Source organism: Streptomyces ferrugineus (assembly GCF_015160855.1).
Taxonomy (GTDB): Bacteria; Actinomycetota; Actinomycetes; order Streptomycetales; family Streptomycetaceae; genus Streptomyces; species Streptomyces ferrugineus.
Window position 1 is genome coordinate 7000905 of record NZ_CP063373.1, and the last position, 19845, is coordinate 7020749.

General features: G+C 72.3%; 18 protein-coding genes and 2 pseudogenes. 9 read left to right on the forward strand and 11 right to left on the reverse strand.

What is annotated here, in order from left to right:
• Window positions 1-209 precede the first annotated feature (209 nt).
• From IM697_RS31370 to IM697_RS31385, 4 genes are all read right to left on the reverse strand, one after another.
• Complete coding sequence (locus tag IM697_RS31370) at window positions 210-3032, reverse strand: DEAD/DEAH box helicase (protein WP_194039454.1); 2823 nt, start codon at window positions 3030-3032, stop codon at window positions 210-212.
• A 110-nt stretch (window positions 3033-3142) separates the two neighbouring features.
• The gene (locus tag IM697_RS31375; protein ID WP_194039455.1) at window positions 3143-3724 is read right to left on the reverse strand and encodes a sugar kinase; all 582 of its coding nucleotides are present in this window, start codon (window positions 3722-3724) and stop codon (window positions 3143-3145) included.
• Complete coding sequence (locus IM697_RS31380; protein WP_194039456.1) at window positions 3721-4872, reverse strand: ROK family glucokinase; 1152 nt, start codon at window positions 4870-4872, stop codon at window positions 3721-3723. The genes IM697_RS31375 and IM697_RS31380 overlap by 4 nt, the downstream gene beginning before the upstream one ends.
• A gap of 126 nt (window positions 4873-4998) precedes the next feature.
• On the reverse strand, window positions 4999-5736 hold the full coding sequence (locus IM697_RS31385) for a GntR family transcriptional regulator (protein ID WP_194039457.1): 738 nt from the start codon (window positions 5734-5736) through the stop codon (window positions 4999-5001).
• 129 nt (window positions 5737-5865) lie between these two features.
• Here IM697_RS31385 and IM697_RS31390 point away from each other — a divergent pair, with 129 nt between their 5' ends.
• Window positions 5866-6888, forward strand: a complete 1023-nt coding sequence (locus tag IM697_RS31390; RefSeq protein ID WP_194039458.1) for a Gfo/Idh/MocA family protein — start codon at window positions 5866-5868, stop codon at window positions 6886-6888.
• Window positions 6889-6922: 34 nt separating this feature from the next.
• Here the strand turns inward: IM697_RS31390 and IM697_RS31395 are convergent, their stop codons facing one another.
• Genes IM697_RS31395 through IM697_RS31405 form a run of 3 tightly spaced genes read right to left on the reverse strand, consistent with a single transcriptional unit; the run spans window position 6923 to window position 10125 of the window.
• Window positions 6923-8101 (reverse strand): cytochrome P450 family protein, encoded by a 1179-nt coding sequence (locus IM697_RS31395; RefSeq protein WP_194039459.1) that lies wholly within the window; start codon window positions 8099-8101, stop codon window positions 6923-6925.
• Window positions 8102-8142: 41 nt separating this feature from the next.
• Window positions 8143-8823: a response regulator transcription factor gene (locus tag IM697_RS31400; protein ID WP_194039460.1), complete on the reverse strand. Its 681-nt coding sequence runs from the start codon at window positions 8821-8823 to the stop codon at window positions 8143-8145.
• 57 nt (window positions 8824-8880) lie between these two features.
• Complete coding sequence (locus IM697_RS31405; protein ID WP_194039461.1) at window positions 8881-10125, reverse strand: sensor histidine kinase; 1245 nt, start codon at window positions 10123-10125, stop codon at window positions 8881-8883.
• Window positions 10126-10303: 178 nt separating this feature from the next.
• On the opposite strand from IM697_RS31405, the gene IM697_RS31410 reads away from it, so the two are divergent.
• From IM697_RS31410 to IM697_RS31420, 3 genes are all read left to right on the forward strand, one after another.
• Window positions 10304-10504, forward strand: coding sequence for a hypothetical protein (locus IM697_RS31410; protein WP_194039462.1), 201 nt, complete (start codon window positions 10304-10306; stop codon window positions 10502-10504).
• A gap of 198 nt (window positions 10505-10702) precedes the next feature.
• Entirely contained in the window at window positions 10703-11089 is a 387-nt protein-coding gene (locus tag IM697_RS31415) for a guanyl-specific ribonuclease (protein WP_194039463.1), read from the forward strand.
• Window positions 11090-11475: 386 nt separating this feature from the next.
• Window positions 11476-11646, forward strand: a complete 171-nt coding sequence (locus IM697_RS31420; RefSeq protein WP_194050152.1) for a hypothetical protein — start codon at window positions 11476-11478, stop codon at window positions 11644-11646.
• A gap of 58 nt (window positions 11647-11704) precedes the next feature.
• Here IM697_RS31420 and IM697_RS31425 read toward each other — a convergent pair.
• From IM697_RS31425 to IM697_RS31435, 3 genes and pseudogenes are all read right to left on the reverse strand, one after another.
• Window positions 11705-12348: pseudogene (locus tag IM697_RS31425) on the reverse strand (PLP-dependent transferase); the annotation flags it as partial.
• A 47-nt stretch (window positions 12349-12395) separates the two neighbouring features.
• A complete protein-coding gene (locus IM697_RS31430) occupies window positions 12396-13571 on the reverse strand; it encodes a cysteine desulfurase family protein (protein ID WP_194039464.1) in 1176 nt (391 codons plus the stop codon).
• Window positions 13568-14245 (reverse strand): ArsR/SmtB family transcription factor, encoded by a 678-nt coding sequence (locus IM697_RS31435; protein WP_194039465.1) that lies wholly within the window; start codon window positions 14243-14245, stop codon window positions 13568-13570. Before IM697_RS31435 ends, IM697_RS31430 begins: the two co-directional genes overlap by 4 nt.
• A gap of 88 nt (window positions 14246-14333) precedes the next feature.
• Between IM697_RS31435 and IM697_RS31440 the strand changes: the two genes are divergently transcribed.
• The 5 genes and pseudogenes from IM697_RS31440 to IM697_RS31460 all read left to right on the forward strand — a co-directional run bounded on the left by IM697_RS31440 (window position 14334) and on the right by IM697_RS31460 (window position 18791).
• A complete protein-coding gene (locus IM697_RS31440) occupies window positions 14334-15713 on the forward strand; it encodes a rhodanese-like domain-containing protein (RefSeq protein ID WP_194039466.1) in 1380 nt (459 codons plus the stop codon).
• Window positions 15710-16990, forward strand: coding sequence for an MFS transporter (locus IM697_RS31445; RefSeq protein WP_194039467.1), 1281 nt, complete (start codon window positions 15710-15712; stop codon window positions 16988-16990). Before IM697_RS31440 ends, IM697_RS31445 begins: the two co-directional genes overlap by 4 nt.
• A 280-nt stretch (window positions 16991-17270) precedes the next feature.
• Entirely contained in the window at window positions 17271-17963 is a 693-nt protein-coding gene (locus IM697_RS31450; protein WP_194039468.1) for a TetR/AcrR family transcriptional regulator, read from the forward strand.
• A 126-nt stretch (window positions 17964-18089) separates the two neighbouring features.
• A pseudogene (locus IM697_RS31455) lies at window positions 18090-18640 on the forward strand (beta-eliminating lyase-related protein).
• A complete protein-coding gene (locus tag IM697_RS31460) occupies window positions 18612-18791 on the forward strand; it encodes a hypothetical protein (RefSeq protein ID WP_228044256.1) in 180 nt (59 codons plus the stop codon). Before IM697_RS31455 ends, IM697_RS31460 begins: the two are co-directional and overlap by 29 nt.
• A 126-nt stretch (window positions 18792-18917) precedes the next feature.
• On the opposite strand, the gene IM697_RS31465 is transcribed toward IM697_RS31460, so the two are convergent.
• Window positions 18918-19772 (reverse strand): LysR family transcriptional regulator, encoded by an 855-nt coding sequence (locus tag IM697_RS31465; RefSeq protein WP_194039469.1) that lies wholly within the window; start codon window positions 19770-19772, stop codon window positions 18918-18920.
• Between the last annotated feature and the right edge of the window lie 73 nt (window positions 19773-19845).

Here is a 19845-nt window from a genome sequence, read left to right on the forward strand (position 1 = left end):
CCCCCGATCCCCCGGCCCTCCGGGCACCGAACCACGACCGCCGTCCCTCCCCGGCGTCCCCTCCCGCCGCTCCCGAGCGGCGCGCAGTGCCCGGCGTGCGGCGTCAGCCGGTCGGGATTCGAGCTCATCCGGTCGGCCCGGCCCGTCCGCGGTCGGCATGGCGGGCGCCGCTACCTCACGCCCACCGGGCTCCCGCCCCTCCACCCCCATCACGACTCCCTCCTCAGCGACACCAGATCCGTCAGCTCACGGTCCGTCAGTTCCGTGAGGGCCGACTCGCCGGAGCCGAGGATCGCGTCGGCCAGGGCCCGCTTGGACTCGAGCATCTCCGCGATGCGGTCCTCGACCGTGCCCTCGGTGATGAGGCGGTGGACCTGGACGGGCTGGGTCTGGCCGATGCGGTAGGCACGATCGGTGGCCTGTTCCTCGACGGCCGGGTTCCACCAGCGGTCGAAGTGGACGACATGGCCCGCGCGGGTGAGGTTCAGGCCGGTGCCCGCCGCCTTGAGGGAGAGGACCAGGACCGGGGTCCGGCCGCTCTGGAAGCGGTCCACCATGCGTTCGCGGTCCGGGACCGGTGTGCCGCCGTGGAGCAGGTCCACGGGGACCGCCCGGGCCGCGAGGTGGGAGGCGATCAGGCGGGCCATCCCGACGTACTGCGTGAAGACCAGTGCCGAGCCGTCCTCGGCCAGCAGGGTGTCGAGCAGTTCGTCCAGCAGCGTCAACTTGCCGGAGCGGGCGGCGATTCGCTCGGCTGTCGCCGCTGTCTCCTCCTTCAGGTACAGCGCCGGGTGGTTGCAGATCTGCTTGAGGGACGTCAGGAGCTTCAGCACCAGGCCCCTGCGCGCCATGCCCTCCGCCGTCTCGATGGCGTACATCGACTCCCGCACCACCGCCTCGTAGAGCGCCGCCTGTTCACGGGTGAGCGGGACGGGGTGGTCGGTCTCCGTCTTGGGCGGCAGTTCGGGGACGATCCCGGGGTCGGACTTCCTGCGCCGCAGGAGGAAGGGCCGCACGAGGCGAGCGAGCCGGTCCACCGCCTCGTCGTCCTCGCCGTTCTCCACCGCGCGGGCGTGCCGGGCGCGGAAGGACTTCAGAGGGCCGAGCAGGCCCGGCGTCGTCCAGTCGAGCAGGGCCCACAGCTCGGAGAGGTTGTTCTCGACCGGTGTGCCGGTCAACGCCACGCGCGCGGGCGTCGGGATGGTGCGCAGCGCCTTCGCCGTCGCCGAGTGCGGGTTCTTGACGTGCTGGGCCTCGTCGGCGACGACCATGCCCCAGGTGTGCTGGGCCAGCGCCGGTGCCGCCGACCGCATGGTGCCGTAGGTCGTGAGGACGAAGCCGGCGTCGGCGTCCTCCAGGGTGCGGTCCGGGCCGTGGAAGCGGCGGACGGGGACGCCGGGGGCGAAACGGGTGATCTCCCGCTGCCAGTTGCCGAGCAGGGACGCCGGGCAGACCACCAGGGTCGGGGCCGTCCGGGCGCGCTTGAGGTGCAGGGCGATCACCGTGATCGTCTTGCCGAGGCCCATGTCGTCGGCCAGGCAGCCGCCGAGGCCCAGGGACGTCATGAGGTCCAGCCAGGCCAGGCCCCGGAGTTGGTAGTCCCGCAGCGTCGCCCGCAGTCCCGGCGGCGCCTCGGCCGGCCGGACGCCCGCCGTCAGCCGGTCGCGCAGGGCGGCCAGCGCGCCGACCGGTACCGCCTCGACCGTCTCGCCGTCGACCTCCGCGCTGCCGGTGAGGGCGGCGGACAGCGCGTCGACCGGGTCGAGCAGGCCCAGTTCGCGCTTGCGGGCCTTGCGGACCAGCGCCGGATCGACCAGCACCCAGCGGTCCCGCAGCCGCACGACCGGGCGGTGCGCCTCGGCGAGCGCGTCCATCTCGGCCTCGGTCAGCGGGTCGCCGCCGATCGCCAACTGCCAGCGGAACTGGAGCAGTTCCTCGCTCTCGAAGAAGCCGGTGCCGTCGGTCGCCGAGCCCGGCGCGGGCCGTACCACCGCCGCCGCGCTGAGGTCGTGGGCCAGGTCCCGGGGCCAGTGCACCGCCACCCCGGCCGCCGCGAGCCGGGTCGCGGCCACGCCCAGCAGGTCGCCCAACTCCTCGTCGGACAGGGCCAGTACATCGGGCACGTCCTGCTCGGACAGCCGGTCGAGCGGCGCCCACACCCGGGCCGCGCGCCGCACCGCCAGCGCCGCGTCCACCCGCGCGCGTGGCCCGAAGGCCGCGTCCGCCTCGCCCGACCACAGGGCGGCCGCGTCGGCCACCAGGGTGGGGTCGGCGAGGCTGTGCACCTGGACGATGGCCGCGCCCGCGCTGCGCGCGCCCGCGTCGCGGTCGTCGAAGAGGTCGTACCCCGACAGGTCCAGGCGCAGCGAGATCCGCACGCCCGCGTCCATGCCGGCGGCGACCTCGGCCGCCCAGTCGTGCGCGTCGGGCAGGCGCTGGGCCTCGCGGGCGGCGAAGGGCCTGCCCGAGACGTGCGGTGCGGCGGGGGTGCGGGGCAGGGTGTCGGCGACCGCGTCCAGGAAGGCGCGCATCAGCGCCTGCGGCTCGGGCAGCCGCAGCGGGCCCGGGCCGGGCAGGGGGACGGCGTGGCCCTCGTGGGGCAGGGCCGCGGCGACGGCGCGCAGGTGCGCGATGTCGTCCGGGTCGAGCGGGCCGGCCCGCCAGGCGTCATGGCCGGCCGGGGTGAGGCCGGGCAGCAGCCGGCCGCGCGCGGTGAGTCGCAGGGCGTGCAGCGCGGCGGCGCCCCAGCAGGCGGTGGCGGGGTGGGCGGCCGGGTCGCGGCGGGCCCGCACGAGCAGCGGCAGTGCCTCGCCGAGCGGCAGGGACAGCGCGGGGGTGGTCCTGCGGCGGACGCCGGCGCCATGCCGTCGTACGACGGTGAGCTCCGTGTCCTCGGCGGGCAGCGGGCCGCCCTCCGGGTCCCAGAAGGCGATCCGGCCCTCGCGCGGGAGGGGCGCGGGCAGGAAGACGGCCGCGAGCCGGACGGGGACGGCCCGCCCCGCGCGCTCGGCCGTCGCGGTCCTGTCGCTCATACGTCCTGTCACCTCCCGCCCATGAGTCGGATCAACCGTCTTCGACTCTACGGGCGGGGTCTGACAATCGGCTCCGACGTCCGGTGCGGGCCGGGTCCCTCAGGGGGTGATCAAGGCACCGTGCGGGAGACGACGTACACGAACGGGTTCTCCGGGTCCGCCATGCTCACGACGATGTCGTGGGTGGGGGCCGGGTTCTTCTGCTCGTGGACGATGCCGAACCATGGGCCGGGGCCCTTGAAGTCCCAGCCGGTGACCTTCTGGTCGCGGGCGCCGATGGCGATCTCGTCCGGCTTCAGGTCGCCCCGCCCGAGGCCCATGGTCTTCAGGTAGGCGTCCAGGTTCTCGTCGGTGGTCTGGAACTGGACGTAGAGACGGCTGGTCCGCCAGTTGTTCGTCTCGTAGTACCCGACGTTGTACGACGGGACCGGGATCCTCACCTGGTAGACGCGGCGCTGAACCCTCGACGGCCAGTGCGGGGTGAGGCCGGTCGCCGCGTACTTCGCCTCCTTGTCCCTGCCGCTGTCGCGGCTCTGGTTGGCGGAGATCACCAGGTAGCCGGCCGGGACGCCGATGAGCAGCAGGATGATGAGCAGGGTGAGCGCCCTGCGGCGGATCATGTGGCGGCGGTCCTCGGGCGGCTGGGAATGCTCGTCGGGGGACTCGGCCTGGCGGGGTACGGACACGGTCACGCCGGCCCCTGCGACGACGTCCGGCGGGCCTCGGCGAACCGCGCGTAGCGCTCGTAGCGCTCGACCCGGCGCCGGTTGGCGCGCCGGAAGCGGCGGGCGACCAGGCGGGCGAGGTCGGCGGCGCCCACCATGCCGGCCTCGGGGCCGAGCTGGGCGCGGGTGATGCGGGCCTCGGGGCGGTAGCCGCGGCCGGTGAGATGGCGCTTGAAGGCGTCCCGCGCGGGGCCGATCAGCAGGTCGTCGGCGGCCGACACCCCGCCGCCGATCACGAAGCAGGACGGGTCCAGGGCGGCCGCGAGGTTGGCGATGCCGACGCCGAGCCACTGGCCGATGTCCTGGAGCAGCTCGATGCACATCGCGTCGCCGTCGCGGGCCAGCTCGGTGATCATCGGGCCGGTGATGTCGCCGATCTGGCCCTTGACGTGCTCGATGATCCCGTATGCCACCGGCGAGTCGGCGGCGGCCAGCTCCTTGGCCTCCCTGACCAGCGCGTTGCCGGAGCTGTACTGCTCCCAGCAGCCGCGGTTGCCGCACGGGCAGCGGTGGCCGCCGGGGACCACCTGCATGTGCCCGAACTCGCCCGCGACGCCGTACTTGCCGCGCTTGACCTGTCCGTCCTCCAGGATCGCGCCGCCGATTCCGGTGCCCAGCGTGATCATGACGAGGTGGTCCTCGCCCCGGCCGGCGCCGAAGCGCCACTCGGCCCAGGCGGCGGCGTTGGCGTCGTTGTCGACCAGGACGGGCACGGCGAGCCGGCCGGCCAGTCGGTCGCGCAGGGGCTCGTTGCGCCAGGACAGGTGGGGCGCGAACAGCACGCGGTTGCGGTCGGCGTCGACCCAGCCGGCCGCGCCGATGCCGACGGCGTGCACGTCGTGACGGTCGGACAGGTCCAGGACGAGCTCGACGATGGTGTCCTCGACGACCTTCGGGCTCTTGGACTTGTCCGGGGTCTCCGTGCGGACCTTCTCCAGGATGATGCCGTCGGCGTCGACGACGCCCGCCATCACCTTGGTGCCGCCGATGTCGATGCCCACGGTCGGCACCCGGGGCGCCGACAGGTGTGAGCGGCGCTCTCGGGGCCCGACCGTTCGCAGCACGGGGGCTCGCCTGGAGCCGATGGGAGCGGTGAAGTCGCGGTAGGTGCTCATCAGGGCCGATTCTGCCTCACGGCCGGGACCGGTGCCGTACCGGGAAACGACGGGGTGGTTCACGTCATACGCCGTCCACGGCGGGCGTTCCATTGTCCTGACATTGCAACGTACCGGTCGGTCAGTTCACGACCGTACCAGCAGCTGGAACTCGAACGAGTACCGCGTCGGCCGATACGTGTGCGTGCCGTACTCCACCGCCCGGCCCGTGTCGTCGAACGTCACGCGCTGCATGGTCAGCAGCGGGGCGCCCTCCTCCTCGGCGAGGCGCTCGGCCTCGGCGGCGGTGGCGGCGCGGGCGCCGATGGTCTGGCGGGCGCTGTGCAGGGTGATGCCGGCGGCGCGCATCAGACGGTAGAGGCCGGTGGCCTCCAGTTGCGGGGTGTCCAGGTCGATCAAGCCGGGCGGCAGGAAGTTGCACAGGTACGCCATCGGCTCGCCGTGCGCGAGGCGCAGCCGCTCGATGCGGTGCACGTCGCTGTCCTCGGCGACCCCGAGTGCTGCCGCGACCTCGGCGGACGCCGGGACGACGGTGTTGACGAGCACCTTGGTCGCCGGGCGCTGACCGGCCGATTCGAGGTCGTCGTAGAGGCTGCTGAGTTCCAGCGGGCGTTTGACCTGGCTGTGCACGACCTGGGTCCCGACGCCCCGGCGGCGCACCAGCAGGCCCTTGTCGACCAGCGACTGGATGGCCTGGCGGACGGTCGGCCGGGACAGGCCGAGGCGTGCGGCGAGTTCGATCTCGTTGCCCAGCAGGCTGCCGGGGGTGAGCGCTCCGTGCTCGATCGCGGCCTCGAGCTGTTGGGACAGCTGGAAGTACAAGGGCACCGGACTGCTCCGGTCCACGCTGAGCTCGAGTTCCACGGTTGGGTCCACTTCAGGTTTCGGCACGGCCCGACTGTAGCTCTACGCGTTGTTGACGGGAAGTCGTGTAGTTTGATTGTCCGGACATTTGCATTGACAGCCTACGCACTGAACCCGCAGTTTGTTTCCATGCGCATCGGGGTCATCGGTACGGGCCGCATCGGCACCATTCACGCGAACACGCTCAGTCGCCACCGCGACGTCGGTTCCCTGATCCTCACGGACGCGGACGCGACGCGGGCCCAGGAGCTGGCTCACCGGCTGGGCGAGACGGCGGCGCCCGGGGTGGACGAGATCTTCCGGTGGGGCGTGGACGCGGTGGTGATCACCACGGCGACGTCCGCCCACGCCGAACTGATCGGTCGGGCAGCACGCTCGGGGCTTCCGGTGTTCTGCGAGAAGCCCATAGCGCTCGATCTGCCGGGCACGTTGCAGGCCATCGGGGAGGTCGAGACGGCCGGGACGATCCTCCAGATGGGCTTCCAGCGGCGCTTCGACGCGGGCTACGTGGGCGCGCGTGAGGCGGTGCGCTCCGGGCGGCTCGGGCGGTTGCACACCATGCGGGCGCTGACCAGTGACCAGGAGCCGCCGAAGGCCGCCTGGTTGCCGCTGTCCGGCGGGCTGTACCGGGACACGCTGATTCACGACTTCGACATGGTGCGCTGGGTGACCGGGCACGAGGTCGTCGACGTGTACGCGGCCGGATCGGACGCCGGGCCCGCCATGTTCCGCGAGGCGGGCGACGTGGACACGGCGGCGGTGCTGCTCACGCTGGACGACGGCACGCTGGCCACGGCCACGGCGACAAGGCTGAACGGCGCCGGCTACGACGTGCGCCTGGAGCTGGCCGGGGAGCTGGACCAGATCGTGGTGGGCCTGGACGACCGTACGCCGATCGCTTCCACCGAGCCGACCGGGCCGCCCGCGGCCGACAAGCCGTGGTCGGGGTTCCTGGAGCGGTTCGGGCCCGCGTACGAGGCGGAGTTGAACGCGTTCGTGGAGGTCCTGCACGGCGAGCGGGCCAACCCCTGCGACGGTCGGGAGGCCTTGGAGGCGCTGCGGATCTCGGAGGCGTGCGAAGTGTCCAGACGCGAGCGCAGACCGGTCGCGCTCGCGGAGATTCCGGGCGGGGCCGCGACTGCGGCCCCGTGAGGAACGGACTCGGCGGCCCCGGGCCCCCGGCCCGCTACCAGCGCACCGGCAGACTGCGCATCCCCCGGACCAGCACCCCCGGCAGCCACTCCCCCGGCGGGCCGTCCGGCGCCAGGCCGGGAGCGCGCTCCAGCAGGGACCGTATCGCCGTGCGGGCCTCCAGACGGGCCAGGGGTGCGCCCAGGCAGAAGTGGATGCCGTGGCCGAAGGCGACGTGGCCGCGAGTGTCGCGGCGGATGTCGAAGGTGTCGGGAGCGGCATAGCGGCTCGCGTCCCGGTTGGCCGCGGTGAGGCCGACCATCACCGGCTCGCCCTTCTCGATGGAGGTGCCGGCGATCTCCAGGGACTCGGCGGCATACCGGAACGTCGCCGTCTCCACCGGGCCCTCGTGGCGCAGCATCTCCTCCACCGCGCCGTCGATGAGGCTCATGTCGGCGCGCAGGGCGGCGAGTTGGCCGGGGTGGGTGAGCAGGGCGTGCACACCGCTGGTGATGAGGTTGACGGTCGTCTCGTGCCCGGCGATCAGCAGTATGAAGGCCATGCCCCGCAGTTCGTCCGGGGAGAGCCGGTCGCCGTCCTCGGCCGTGGTGCGGATCAGGTCGCTCAGCAGGTCGCCGCCGGGCCCGGCGCACCTCTTGTCCTCGATCAGGTCGGTGAAATACGCGCCGAGGTGGGTGAAGGCGTCTACCTCGTTGCCCGGGCTGGTGGGTGCGACCACCTCCGTCGACATCTTGCGGAACTCCGCGCGGTCCATGTCGGGCACGCCGAGCAGTTCGCAGATGACGGTGAGCGGCAGCGGGTAGGCGAGGGACTCCACGAGGTCGGCGCGGCCCCGCGGCAGCATGGCGTCGAGCAGGTCGTCGGTGATCCGCTGGATCCTGGGCCGCAGCTCCTCCACGCGGCGCATCGTGAAGGCGCGCGCGATGAGCCCGCGCAGCCGGGTGTGCTGGGGCGGATCGCTGGCCAGCAGGTTCTTCCCGATCAGCTCCTCTTCGGCCGACTTCAGGCCGATCTTGGTGCCGTCCTTGGCCAACCGCTGGTCGGCGAGCGCGGCGCGCGCCTCCTCGTGCCCCACGACGAGCCAGACCTCGGACTGCCAGTCGGGCAGCCGGACGCGGTGCACCGGGCCCCGTTCGCGCAATCGCGCGTACACCGGATGCGGGTTCTCGCGGAACCCCGCGCCGAACTCCCCCAGGTCGATCACTTCTTCCATGGCTCCCCCTTCGACACACCGACAACGCCCGGGAGCCCGGACTAGTGCCCGTCGTCCTCCGCTTCCTCCAGCAGCCCCGCGTCGTACGTCAGCAGGGCGATCTGCACACGGTTGTTGAGGTCGAGCTTGGCCAGGACGCGGGAGACGTGGGTCTTGACGGTGGCGACGCTCATGAACAGCTCGGCGGCGATCTCCGCGTTGGACAGGCCCCGGCCCACCGCGACGGCGACCTCGCGTTCGCGGTCGTTGAGGGCGGTGAGCCGCTCACGCGCGCGCGTGCGGCGGGTGTCGGCGGCGGTGCCGGCCGCGTGGTCCATCAACTGCCTTGTGACGGTGGGCGACAGGACCGGGTCACCGGCCGCGACACGGCGCACCGCGTCGACGATCTCGGCGGGCGGGGTGTCCTTCAGCACGAACCCGGCGGCACCGGCGCGCAGGGCGCGCAGCACCTGGTCGTCGGCGTGGAAGGTGGTCAGCAGCACGACCTGCGGGGCGTCCTTGCGGCCGCGCAGCCGCTCCGTGGCGGTGAGACCGTCGACCGACGGCATCCGGATGTCCATCAGCACCACGTCCGGCCGGGCCCGGTCGACCAGTGCCTCCACGTCGGCGCCGTCGGCCGCCTCACCGACGATCTCGATGTCGTCGGCCCCGCCCAGCATGAAGGACAGCCCTGCCCTGACCAACGGGTCGTCGTCGACGAGGAGGATTCTGATCGCAGTCATGTCGCTTACGTAATCACGGTTGCGGGGCGTTCAGGACGCGGACGACGAGGACGGGCGTCACCCCCACGGCAGCCGGCCGCGCACCTCGAACCCCCCGTCCGCCAGCGGCCCGTGCTCCAGCCGGCCGCCGGTCAGCGTCGCCCGTTCCGTCAGGCCGATCAGGCCCTGGCCGGAGCCGGGGACTTCGGGCACCTCGCCCTCGGGTGCGGGGTTGCGCACCGATACGGACAGCCCCTCGCCGGGCGCTCCGGTCACCGTCACCGTGACCTCCGTGCCGGGGGCGTGCTTGCGGGCGTTGGTCAGGCCCTCCTGGGCGATGCGGTAGGCGGTGCGGCCCACGGAGGCGGGGACCGCGGCGGGGTCGGTGACGCGCTGGTCGAGGGTGACCTTCATGCCGGCCTCGCGGGACTCGGTGACCAGTGCTTCCAGGGCTGCGAGGGTGGGCTGCGGGCGGCCGGAGTCGTCGGTGTCGCCCGCGCGCAGCACGCCGATGATCTCCCGCAGGTCCTGGAGGGCCTCGTGGGCGCTCTCCCGGATCACGCCCGCCGCCCGATGGATCTCCTCGCGGGGCGCGTCGGGCCGGAACTCCAGCGCGCCCGCGTGCACGCTGAGCAGCGTCAACCGGTGGGCCAGGACGTCGTGCATCTCCCGGGCGATGGCCTCACGGGCCAGCCGCTGGGCCTGCTCGGCCCGCAGCCGCGCCTCGGTCTCGGCGCGCCGGGCGCGGTCCCGCAGGCTGAGCATGAGCTGGCGTTTCGAGCGGACGAACATGCCCCAGCCGACCACCGCGACGGTCAGCACCGCGGCCAGGACGAGCGCCCAGCCGTACGGCACATCGGGGTCGGGACGGAACCAGAAGTAGAGCGGGTTCAGTGCCAAGGACGCCCCGGCCATCCAGGCGACGTACCGGAAGGGCCGGTGTACGGCGAGAGTGAACATGGCGACCAGGCTCGCGCCGCCCGCGGTGCTCGACGCGGCGGCCACCGGGACCATCGCGAAGGCGAAACCGACCGGCCAGCGGCGCCGCAGCCAGACCGCGGCGCAGGAAAGCGCCCCGAGGATCTGGTCGAGGGCGGCGTAGCCCTGGGGCAGGTCCTCGTTCTTCATCGTGTCCGCGGCCAGCAGGCCGATGATCACGGCCAGCAGAAAGCAGCAGAAGTCGACCACCCAGTCGCGCGCGGTGCGCCGGGGCCGCCCGGAGCGCTCGGGGGCGAGGTCGAGCTCCTTCACCAGGGCCGAGGGCAGCAGCCAGCGCCGCCCCGTGAACGCCTGCGGTGCGGTCTCCTGCTTGTCACGACTCACGGTCGACAAATCTACGCAGTGCCGGTCCCCGGTGCGCCTGTGCAGACGCGATCCACGACCAAAGTCGCGGCGCCGGAGACCTTGGTCGCGGCGATCCGACCGGAACCTGCACTTCCGTTGGCCGTGGCTCGCCCCGCGGCCGATTGGCGTGGGGGGTCCGCGGGGCGAGAGTCATGGCATGAAGCAGTTGCTGGAGATCCTTGGATTCATCGCCCTGGTGCAGGGCGTCGCGGGCCTGCTGCACGAGTTCACCGACTGGGACTGGGGTCTCGTGCAGCGGATCGGTTTCCTCGACGGCTTCGAGATCTACGCGAGCGTCGCCCTGCTCGTACTGGCGTTCGCATTGTTCGCCGCCGCCGAGAGCCGGAAGTCCGGCTGAGCGCGGACCGGACTCCCGACCGGTGGCACCTTCCTCGGCGCCGAACCGCGGCCCCCGGGCTCAGCGGCCGCCTGCATGTGAGGGCGACGTGATGGCGCTCGATCGCAAGTTAACTCCGCGAAAACTCATCGGACTTGACGGGAAATTGTCCAGAGTTGACATTGACATGCCACTGTCTACGCGCGTCATCATGAGGTCATGAGATTCCCCCCACGAATCACCCGCATCGGCGCCGCAGCCGCCGTCCTGTCCGCCCTCCTCGTCGGAGGCACCGTCACCGCCACCCCGGCGGCCGCCGCGGTCGGCAGCATCTGCTACGGCGACCTGCCCTCGCAGGCGTACGACACGCTCGAACTGATCGAGCAGGGCGGTCCCTTCCCGTACGAGCAGGACGGCACCGTCTTCCAGAACCGGGAAGGCATCCTGCCGAGCCAGACGTCTGGCTACTATCACGAGTACACCGTCATCACTCCTGGCTCGCCCACGCGCGGAGCTCGCCGCATCGTCACCGGTGAGGAGCACCAGGAGGACTACTACACGGCCGACCACTACGAGTCGTTCGACCTGATCGACTACAGCTGCTGAGGAAGCCTGTGAGGTCCGCCGGGAGCCTGCGTGCATCCGGGCTCCCGGCCCCGAACAGCGCGGACGACGCACAGGCTGGGTGACGCTCACAGAGATCTCGTAGGCGGCGAGGAAGCGGATTCACTGCGGGCCGCCCCAGCCGCGCAGCCGACCGGCGAGTTCGTGCGCCATGCCGATCGGCGTCCTGTCGCTCTGCAGCGGCGCGATCAGCACGAGCGCCTTCGCCACTCGCTCCGCGCCCAGAACCCTCGCCCCGCGGACCCCCCACACTCATCGGCCGCGGGGCGAGGTACGCCCGACCCCCGTGGTGATCTGACGGCTGGGGCGGCGGACATCGCGTCTTCGCATGTGGGCGAAGACCGCGTCGATGGAGGCTCCGGCAACGCGTGCGGATCGCACACGTCGGGCACCGCGGTGGTCACCCGCTCGGCGACTTCCCGGGTGTGAGCGGCTTCGCGCAGTTGCCGCAGTCCGGTGACGCTGAGGTCGATCGCTCGGTCGGGGAAGCCGCGCTGAGCGGAGTACGGGGCATCCCGCCCGTGTCCGGCCCCAGCTAAAGGCGGCGACGGCCGCGGCGGTCTCGTTCTGCGCGCGTACCCGCACGGGCAGGCTGCGGAGGGAGCGGGCCGGCAGCGACGCGGTCTCCGGCGCGATCATCTGACCGAGGTTCCTGCGCCACGCCGCCACCGGGGCCAGCAGCTCGACCGGGCCGATCAGTGCGCCCGCGGTCAGGTCGGAGTGACCGCCGAGGTACTTGGTGGCGGAGTGGATGACCAGGTCCGCGCCGTGGCGGAGCGGGTTCTGGTTTCGAAGAACACGATCCGGGTGCGGTCGGTCAGGACCTCGCACAGTCGGCCGACTTCGTCGGCGCGCAGGAAGGTGGTGGTGATGCCGACCTGGGGCAGGTTGTCGCCGAGGAGTTCGAAGGTGCCGCCGTAGACGATGTGCTCGCCGGTGCGGGTGTGGGCGAGGAAGGTGGCGGCTTCGGAGGCCATGCCGGAGGAGAAGGCGAGTGCCTGGTCGCCGCCTTCGAGGTCGGCGAGCTTGGCCTCCAGCGAGCGGATGGTGGGGTTGAGGCCGTAGCGGGTGTAGAGGTTGCCGGGCTTGCGGCCTTCGACGACGTCGAGGAGGTCGGCGGTGGAGCCGAAGGCGAACGTGGAGTGCGTGTAGAGCGGGGTGTGGATGGCCCCTTGCGGGTCGCGGTGTTCGCCGGCGTGCCCGCTGCGCGTGGACAGGGACTGCGCGGGGGTGTCGGTCATGCCTCTCCTGCTGGTCAGTCGGTCCTGCGGTGGACTGCGGTGGCCCGTTACAGCGCGGCGGCCGCCTTGATGAGTGCGTCTGCCGCCGTCTCGATGTCGGCGGGCGTACTCCAGCGGCCCAGCGAGAGCCGCAGCGCCCCCAGCGCACGCTCCGGGGGTAGGCCCATGGCCGTCAGGACCGGTGAGGGAGAGTGGGTGCCGCTGTGGCAGGCCGAGCCGGTAGAGGCCGCGATCTGCGGGGCTGCGGCGAGGAGTTCGTGGCCCAGGGCGCCGTCGATGCTGACGTTCAGCGTGTTCGGCAGACGGCCCTGCCGGGGGCCGTTGAGGCGGACACGGTCCGGCAGGGTCTCGGCCAGGCGCCGGTGCAGGTCGTCGCGCAGTGCGGCGAGGCGGACAGGTGCCCCGCCCGCGAGTTCCTGTGCGGCCAGCTCGGCGGCGGTGCCGAGGGCGACGGCCAGGGCGACGTTCTCCGTTCCGGCCCGCAGGCCGCGTTCCTGGCCGCCGCCGTAGACGACCGGCTCCAGCGCCAGGCCGTCGCGCACATACAGCGCGGCGGTGGTCTTGGGCGCGTACATCTTGTGTCCGACCACGGTGAGCAGGTCCACCCCGAGGTCGCCGACGTCCAGGGGGATCTTCCCGGCGGCCTGGGCGGCGTCGCAGTGGAACAACGCCCCGTTCCGGTGGGCGACTTCGGACAGCTCAGCGATCGGCTGCAGAGCGCCGGTCTCGTTGTTGGCCGCCATCACCGACACCAGCACCGTGTCCTCGGTGAGCGCGGCGGCCAGCCCGCCCGGGTCGACCAGCCCGTCGCCGTCGACCGGCAGCACCGTCACGCGCACGCCATGCAGCCGCTCCAGCGCGCGACAGGTCTCCAGCACGGCCGGATGCTCGGTGACCTGCGTGATCACCTGCGGACGGGGCCGGCCGGAGGCCAGCGCGGCGCCGCGTACGGCGAGCAGGTCGGCCTCGGAACCGGAGGCGGTGAAGACGATCTCGTCGGCTCGAGCACCGATCAGGGAGGCGACCTGTGCGCGGGCCTCGGCCAGGGCATGCCGGGGCTCGGCGCTGTACGGGTGGCTGCTGGAGGGGTTGCCGAAGAAGTCCGTCAGGTACGGCAGCATCGCCTCGGCCACCCGCGGGTCGACGGGTGTGGTGGCGTTGTAGTCGAGGTAGACCGGGCCGCCGGCCAGTCCCGGATGCACGGACACGCGGCCGCCGGTCATGCCAGGTCCCCGGCGTCGACGGGCAGGTCGGCCAGGCGCCACTCCAGCATGCCGTCGTTGAGGCGGATCGCCCGGCGGCCGAGATCGTTCAGCAGCCGCACGGCGTCGTAGGCGAGCACGCAGTACTCGCCCCGGCAGTACACGACGATCTCCGTCTCCTCGGGCAACTCGTCGATCCGGTCCGCCAGTTCCTCGACCGGGAGGGACCGCGCACCGGGGATGTGCCCGGCGAGGTACTCCTCCACCGGCCGCACGTCCAGCACCACGACGTCCCCGGCCGCCACGCGGGCGCGCAGCTCCTCGCGGGTGACCTCCGCGGCTCCGTCCTCACCGAGGTAGCCGTCCCGCGCGGCGGGTACGGCGGCCTGGTGGTGCTCGGCGACCTTGCGGAGCAGTGCGAAGAGCTGGGCCACGTCGTCGCCGGCGAGTCGGTAGTGGATGCGTACGCCTTCGCGCCGGGTGGCGACGAACCCGGCCTGCTTGAGGGTCTGCAGATGTGCCGAGGCCGTCGTCAGGTTCAGCCCCGCCGCCTTGGCCAGCGCGTCGACCGTGCGCTCGCCCTGGGCGAGCAGATCGAGCAGTTCCAGGCGCTTTCCGCTGGCCAGCGCCTTGCCGCTGGCCGCGAACGCGTCGTACAGCTCGGCCTTCGCGCCGGCCGTGATGTTTCCCGCCATGCCATCCTCCATAAATCCATGGAATAGTGTAGATGCAAACGAGAGCCGTGGCTACACGCCCTCCCGCATCCGAACATTGGAGAACTCGATGGGCTTCGCCGACGAGCACCTGATACCGCTGCTCGACGAAGGACTGGGCAACAGCGGGTACCTCGTCGACCTCGGCGACGGCCGTGCTCTGGCCGTGGACGCAAGCCGTGACCTGCGCACTCTGCGGGAGGCCGCCGGGCGGCGCGGCCTGACCGTGGCGTACGCGGCGGACACGCACCTGCACGCCGACTTCCTCTCCGGCGCCGTCCAGCTCGCCCACGACGACGGCGCGCACGTGCTGGCCTCCGCCGCGGGGAACCGGGCCTTCCCCCACACACCACTGGCCGACGGCGACGAGACGGACCTCGGCGGCCTGACCCTGCGGGCCCTCGCGACCCCCGGCCACACCGACGAGCACCTGTCCTTCCTCCTGCTGGACGGCGAGCGCGAACTCGGCGTGTTCACCGGCGGCTCGATGATCGTGAACTCCGCCGCCCGCACCGACCTCCTCGGCGCCCACCGCACCGACGAACTGGCCCGCGCCCAGTACCGCTCGCTGCGGCGACTGGCCGCGCTGCCGGACCACACCTCCGTATGGCCCACCCATGGCGCCGGCTCCTTCTGCTCGGCACCGCCCGGCAGCGAACGCACCTCCACCATCGGCGAGCAGAAGCACACCAACCCGCTGCTGGCAGCCCCGGACGAGGACACCTTCGTACGCCGGCTCCTGGCCGGCCTGGGCAGCTACCCGGACTACTTCGACCGGCTCACCGAGGCCAACCGCCACGGCCCCGCCGTCCTCACCTCCGTCCCGCCGCTGCCCGCCCTCGACGCCGGGCAGGTCAAGTCCCTGCTCGCCGCCGGCGGTCACGTGGTCGACGTGCGCCCGGCGGCCGACTACGCGGCCGGACACATCCCCGGTTCACTCTCCATACCGCTGCGCGACCAGTTCGCCACCTGGCTGGGCTGGCTGCTGCCCGACACCGCGCCGCTCGCCTTCGTCACCAACGACGACCAGGACCTGAGCGAGATCGTCTGGCAGGCGTACAAGATCGGTTACGAGCGCCTCGCCGGACACCTCACCGGCGGCATGCCCGCCTGGCTGGCCGACGGCAACGAGCAGGCCGCCACCGAGTTCGTCGCCGCCGACCACACCGGGAACCGCCCGTACATCGACGTACGGCAGGAAGTGGAGTTCGCCGACGGGCACGTCCCCGGAGCCGTGCACATCGAGCTCGGCGACCTCGCCGCGCACGCCGCCGACGCCCCCGCCGGGCCGGTCGTGGCGTGCGGTCACGGTGAGCGGGCCATGACCGCCGCGAGCCTGCTGGAGCGCGCGGGGCAGACCGACATCGCGGTCCTGCGGGGCGGACCGGCCGACTACGCGGCCGCCCATGGCCGCCGGCTCACCCAGGGGGCGGAGGACACCCGCTCGTGAACGCCACTCCCACGACCGCCGGCTCCGCCGACGCGTCCGGGCGGCCGGTCCGCCTGGGCCTGCGCGAGAACTGGCTGCAGTTCACGCTGCTCGTGATCGTGAACGTCTGCGTCGGCGGCCTGGTCGGTCTGGAGCGTACGACGGTCCCGCTCATCGGCTCCGAGACGTTCGGCCTGACCAGCGACCTGGCCGTGTTCTCGTTCATCATCGCCTTCGGCCTGACCAAGGCGATGACCAACCTCGCCGCCGGGGCGCTGACGGCCCGCTTCCGCCGCAAGCGGCTTCTGCTGACGGGCTGGTTGCTCGGCATCCCGGTGCCCTTCGTCCTGGCCTGGGCTCCCTCGTGGGGCTGGATCGTCGCCGCGAACGTGCTGCTCGGCCTCAACCAGGGCCTGACCTGGTCGATGACCGTCAACATGAAGATCGACCTCGTCGGTCCCGCCCGCCGGGGCCTGGCCACCGGCCTCAACGAAGCGGCCGGCTACACCGCGGTCGGCGTCACGGCGCTGCTCACCGGCTACCTCGCCACCGCGTACGGCCTGCGCCCGGTCCCCGAACTCATCGGCGTCGTCTTCGTAGCCGCCGGACTCGGCCTCTCTCTGGTCGTCCGCGATACGGCGGCCCACGTCGCCCTCGAACTCGCCCGGCACACCAAGCCGTTGCCCGGCGACGAGGACACCGGTCTGAAGGCCACCTTCGCCCGCACCTCCTGGCAGCACCGCTCCCTGCGCGGCGCCAGCCAGGCCGGCCTGGTCAACAACCTCAACGACGGTCTGACCTGGGGCGTCTTCCCCCTGCTCTTCACCGAGCATGGCCTCGGCCTCGCGGCCGTCGGTCTGATCAAGGGGCTCTACCCGATCCTGTGGGGCATCGGCCAGATCCCCACCGGCCACCTCGCCGACCGCATCGGCCGCAAACCTCTGATCGTCTACGGCATGCTCGTGCAGTCCTTCGGTTTCGTCCTGGCCCTCGCCCTCATCGACCGGCCGCTACTCGCCGGGGTCCTCTCCGCGGTGTTCCTCGGCATCGGCACCGCCATGGTCTACCCGGCCCTGATCGCCTCCGTCTCCGACCACGCCCACCCCGCGTGGCGAGCCAACGCCCTCGGCACCTACCGCTTCTGGCGCGACATCGGCTACGCGGCGGGCGCCCTGGTGGCCGGCATCCTGGCCGACGCCCTCGGCCTGAACGCCACCGTCATCGCAGCCGCCGTCCTCACGGCCCTCTCCGGACTGTTCGCGGCGCGCTGGATGACCGAGCACCGCCCCGCTCGCTGAACTCCCGTCCCTCCCATGCGGCATGGCGGGCTTTCCCGATCACTGTCTCCAACCGCTCCGGAAGACATCCAGCTGCGGACCCCGCACATCACGGAGCAGAGCGACGGCCGACCCGTCCGCCCTGAGTCACGGCCGGGCAGGACAACTCCTCTTCTCCGACGCGTCACTCGGCACCGAGGTGGCTGACATCCCCAGCTGAAGAGGTCGCTTCCCCCACTCACCGCTTCCCCCGATGAGGGCGCCACCAACGTTCGATACAGCGTATCGTACAATGACTCACATGCCCCGTCACTCGCCTTCGCTGGACCGCGCGACCCCGGACCGCATCGCCGAGACCGCCCTCCTCCTGATCGACGAGGGCGGTCCGGAGTCACTGACCTTCCGCGCGCTGGCCACGCGGCTGGGGATCTCCCTCGCCTCTCTCCAGCGGCGCTGTACCGACCTGGCCGGACTGCTGGACCTGTGCGTCGACCACCTGGCCGGCCGTCTGCCGGAGGTCGCTCCGGGCACCGACTGGGCCACCGCCACCGAGGCCCGGTTCACCGCTCTGTACCGCCTGCTGGCGGCCCATCCAGGACTGCTCACGCTGCGCGGCACGCGGCCCTGGCTCGGCCCGAACCTGTTGGCCCGCCTGGTCGAGCCGCAGCTCGCCGACAGCCTCGCCGCCGGAATGTCGCCCGAGTCGGCGATCACCGCGTACCGACGCATGTACCTGCTCACCCTCGGCAGCGCCGGCTTCGTCGACCACCGCGAGCCCAAGGCCGCCCAGGCGGCCACCCGCACGGCGCTGGCCGCGCTCGGCCCGGAGGAGTTCCCGGTGCTGACCGGCCACCTGGCGGCGATCGTGCCCGCCGTGACCGACCACGAGGTCTTCTTCGGCGCGCTACGTCAGCTCATTCAGGCGGCCGAACCGGCGCCGTCACTCATCCCGCCCTCCGTTTCCACGGTGCCGGGGCGCCGCCGCGAAACCTGACCTGCCCTACGCCGAAGCGACCGACATGAAGGACTGCGACTTGAGCCCCACCACTCCCCGGCACGCATCTTCAGCAGCGACAACACCGCCGGCGCCTCCCCGGAGATCATCGAGGCCGTGACCCGGGTGGCCTCCGGCCCGGCGCAGCCGTACGGTGCCGACAGCGTCACCGGTGATGTCCGGCGCCGCCTGTGCGAGATCTTCGAGTGCGAGGTCGACGTGCTGCTGGTCTCCACCGGCTCCGCCGCCAACGCGCTCAGCCTGGCCGCACTGACCCCGCCCTGGGGCAGTGTGCTGTGCCACCGCGACAGCCACTGCGGGCGGCCGTACGGCACAAGGCCGGGGACGTGCACAGCGTGGAGCCCTCCGTGGTGAGCATCACCCAGGCCACCGAGACGGGCGCCGTCTACACCCTGGACGAGATCCACACCCTCGGTCCCATCGCCAAGGAGGCGAGCCTGCGCCTGCACATGGACGGCGCCCGCTTCGCCGGAGCCGTCGCCGCGCTCGGCCGCACCCCCGCCGAGCTGACCTGGCGGGCCGGGGTCGACCCGCCCAGCCCACGCGCCGTGCTGCTCCGCTCATGGTGGCGGGCGGTGTGTTCGCCCCTTCGTGCTCTCCGCTCTGATGAACGCGTTGATCGCTGTGGTGGCGACAGCGCTGGGAGCGCCCGATGACTTCGAACCGTTCGAGCCGGGGTCGTACGTGTTCCTGACGGCCGTGGGGGTGCTGGCGGGCGCCATCGGCTGGGTCGTCGTCCTCTCCTGCGGCCCGGACTTCTCACTCTTCGAGGAGGTGGAGTTACCGGAGTGGTGGCGCTGCTGGTGATGCACGTCGCGGTCGCGGTGATCGCGGTGCCGGCGTACCACAAGGTCATGCCGTTGGCCTCGGCGCGATGACGTAGGGCAGATGTAGGGCATTGGAACGGGCGCGGGCCGCCGACACGGGAGGCGGTCAGCCGTCGCGGTAGAGGGCGGTGAGCAGTTCGATCACGGCCTGGGTGGCGGGGTGCGGGTCGTCCCGCCACCAGGCCAGCCGCACGGCGACGGGCTCGGCGTCGCGGACCGGCCGGTAGACGATGCCGGGGCGCGGGTACTGGTGGGCCGTGGACTCCGCCGTCATGCCGATGGAGCGACCGCTGGAGATCACGTTGAGCCAGTCGTCGACGTCATGGGTCTCCTCGGTCGCCGGACGGGAGTCCGGCGACCACAGCTCGGGGGTGGTGCTGCCGGTCCGCCGCTCGATCAGCAGGGTGCGCTCGCTGAGATCGCCGAGCCGCAGCGAGCGGCGCGACGCCAGGAGGTCATCGGCGGCCAGGGCGGCGAACCGCCGTTCCAGGCCCACGATGGCGGAGTCGAAACGCCGGTCCTCCAGCGGCCTGCGCACCACCGCGAGATCACAGGCTCCCTCCGCGAGCCCGGAGGTGGCGGAGTTGACGCGTACGAGGTGCAGGTCCGTACCGGGCCGCGCCTGGGCCCAGCGGCGCTGGAAGGCAGGGGTGTGCCGACCGAGCGCCGACCAGGCGTAGCCGATCCGCAGGCGGGTGTGGCCCGAGGTGGCCTCCTCGACCAGGTCCTCCACCTCCGCGAGCACCCGCCTCGCCTTGGCGACCACCCGCATTCCGGTCGTGGTGGCCGTCACCTGGCGCGACGTGCGGCGCAACAGCCGTACGCCCACGGCACGTTCGAGTGAGGCAAGGGTTCGGGACACGGCCGCCTGGGAGACGCCGAGCGCGATGGCCGCATCGGTGAAGGTGCCCTCGTCGACGATCGCGACGAGGCAGCGCAACTGCCGTAGCTCCACATCCATGACGCGATCGTATAGACGGACCAGCCGCATGCGTTTCACGCAAGGGATCCGGCGCCCCCGGCGGCCGAGGCAA

Coding starts and splice junctions, on each gene's coding strand:
- IM697_RS31370 (WP_194039454.1), bottom strand. CDS start 3,032: ATGAGCGACAGGACCGCGACGGCCGAGCGCGCGGGGCGGGCCGTCCCC.
- IM697_RS31380 (WP_194039456.1), bottom strand. CDS start 4,872: ATGAGCACCTACCGCGACTTCACCGCTCCCATCGGCTCCAGGCGAGCC.
- IM697_RS31390 (WP_194039458.1), top strand. CDS start 5,866: ATGCGCATCGGGGTCATCGGTACGGGCCGCATCGGCACCATTCACGCG.
- IM697_RS31395 (WP_194039459.1), bottom strand. CDS start 8,101: ATGGAAGAAGTGATCGACCTGGGGGAGTTCGGCGCGGGGTTCCGCGAG.
- IM697_RS31400 (WP_194039460.1), bottom strand. CDS start 8,823: ATGACTGCGATCAGAATCCTCCTCGTCGACGACGACCCGTTGGTCAGG.
- IM697_RS31410 (WP_194039462.1), top strand. CDS start 10,304: ATGAAGCAGTTGCTGGAGATCCTTGGATTCATCGCCCTGGTGCAGGGC.
- IM697_RS31415 (WP_194039463.1), top strand. CDS start 10,703: ATGAGATTCCCCCCACGAATCACCCGCATCGGCGCCGCAGCCGCCGTC.
- IM697_RS31430 (WP_194039464.1), bottom strand. CDS start 13,571: ATGACCGGCGGCCGCGTGTCCGTGCATCCGGGACTGGCCGGCGGCCCG.
- IM697_RS31435 (WP_194039465.1), bottom strand. CDS start 14,245: ATGGCGGGAAACATCACGGCCGGCGCGAAGGCCGAGCTGTACGACGCG.
- IM697_RS31440 (WP_194039466.1), top strand. CDS start 14,334: ATGGGCTTCGCCGACGAGCACCTGATACCGCTGCTCGACGAAGGACTG.
- IM697_RS31450 (WP_194039468.1), top strand. CDS start 17,271: ATGCCCCGTCACTCGCCTTCGCTGGACCGCGCGACCCCGGACCGCATC.
- IM697_RS31465 (WP_194039469.1), bottom strand. CDS start 19,772: ATGGATGTGGAGCTACGGCAGTTGCGCTGCCTCGTCGCGATCGTCGAC.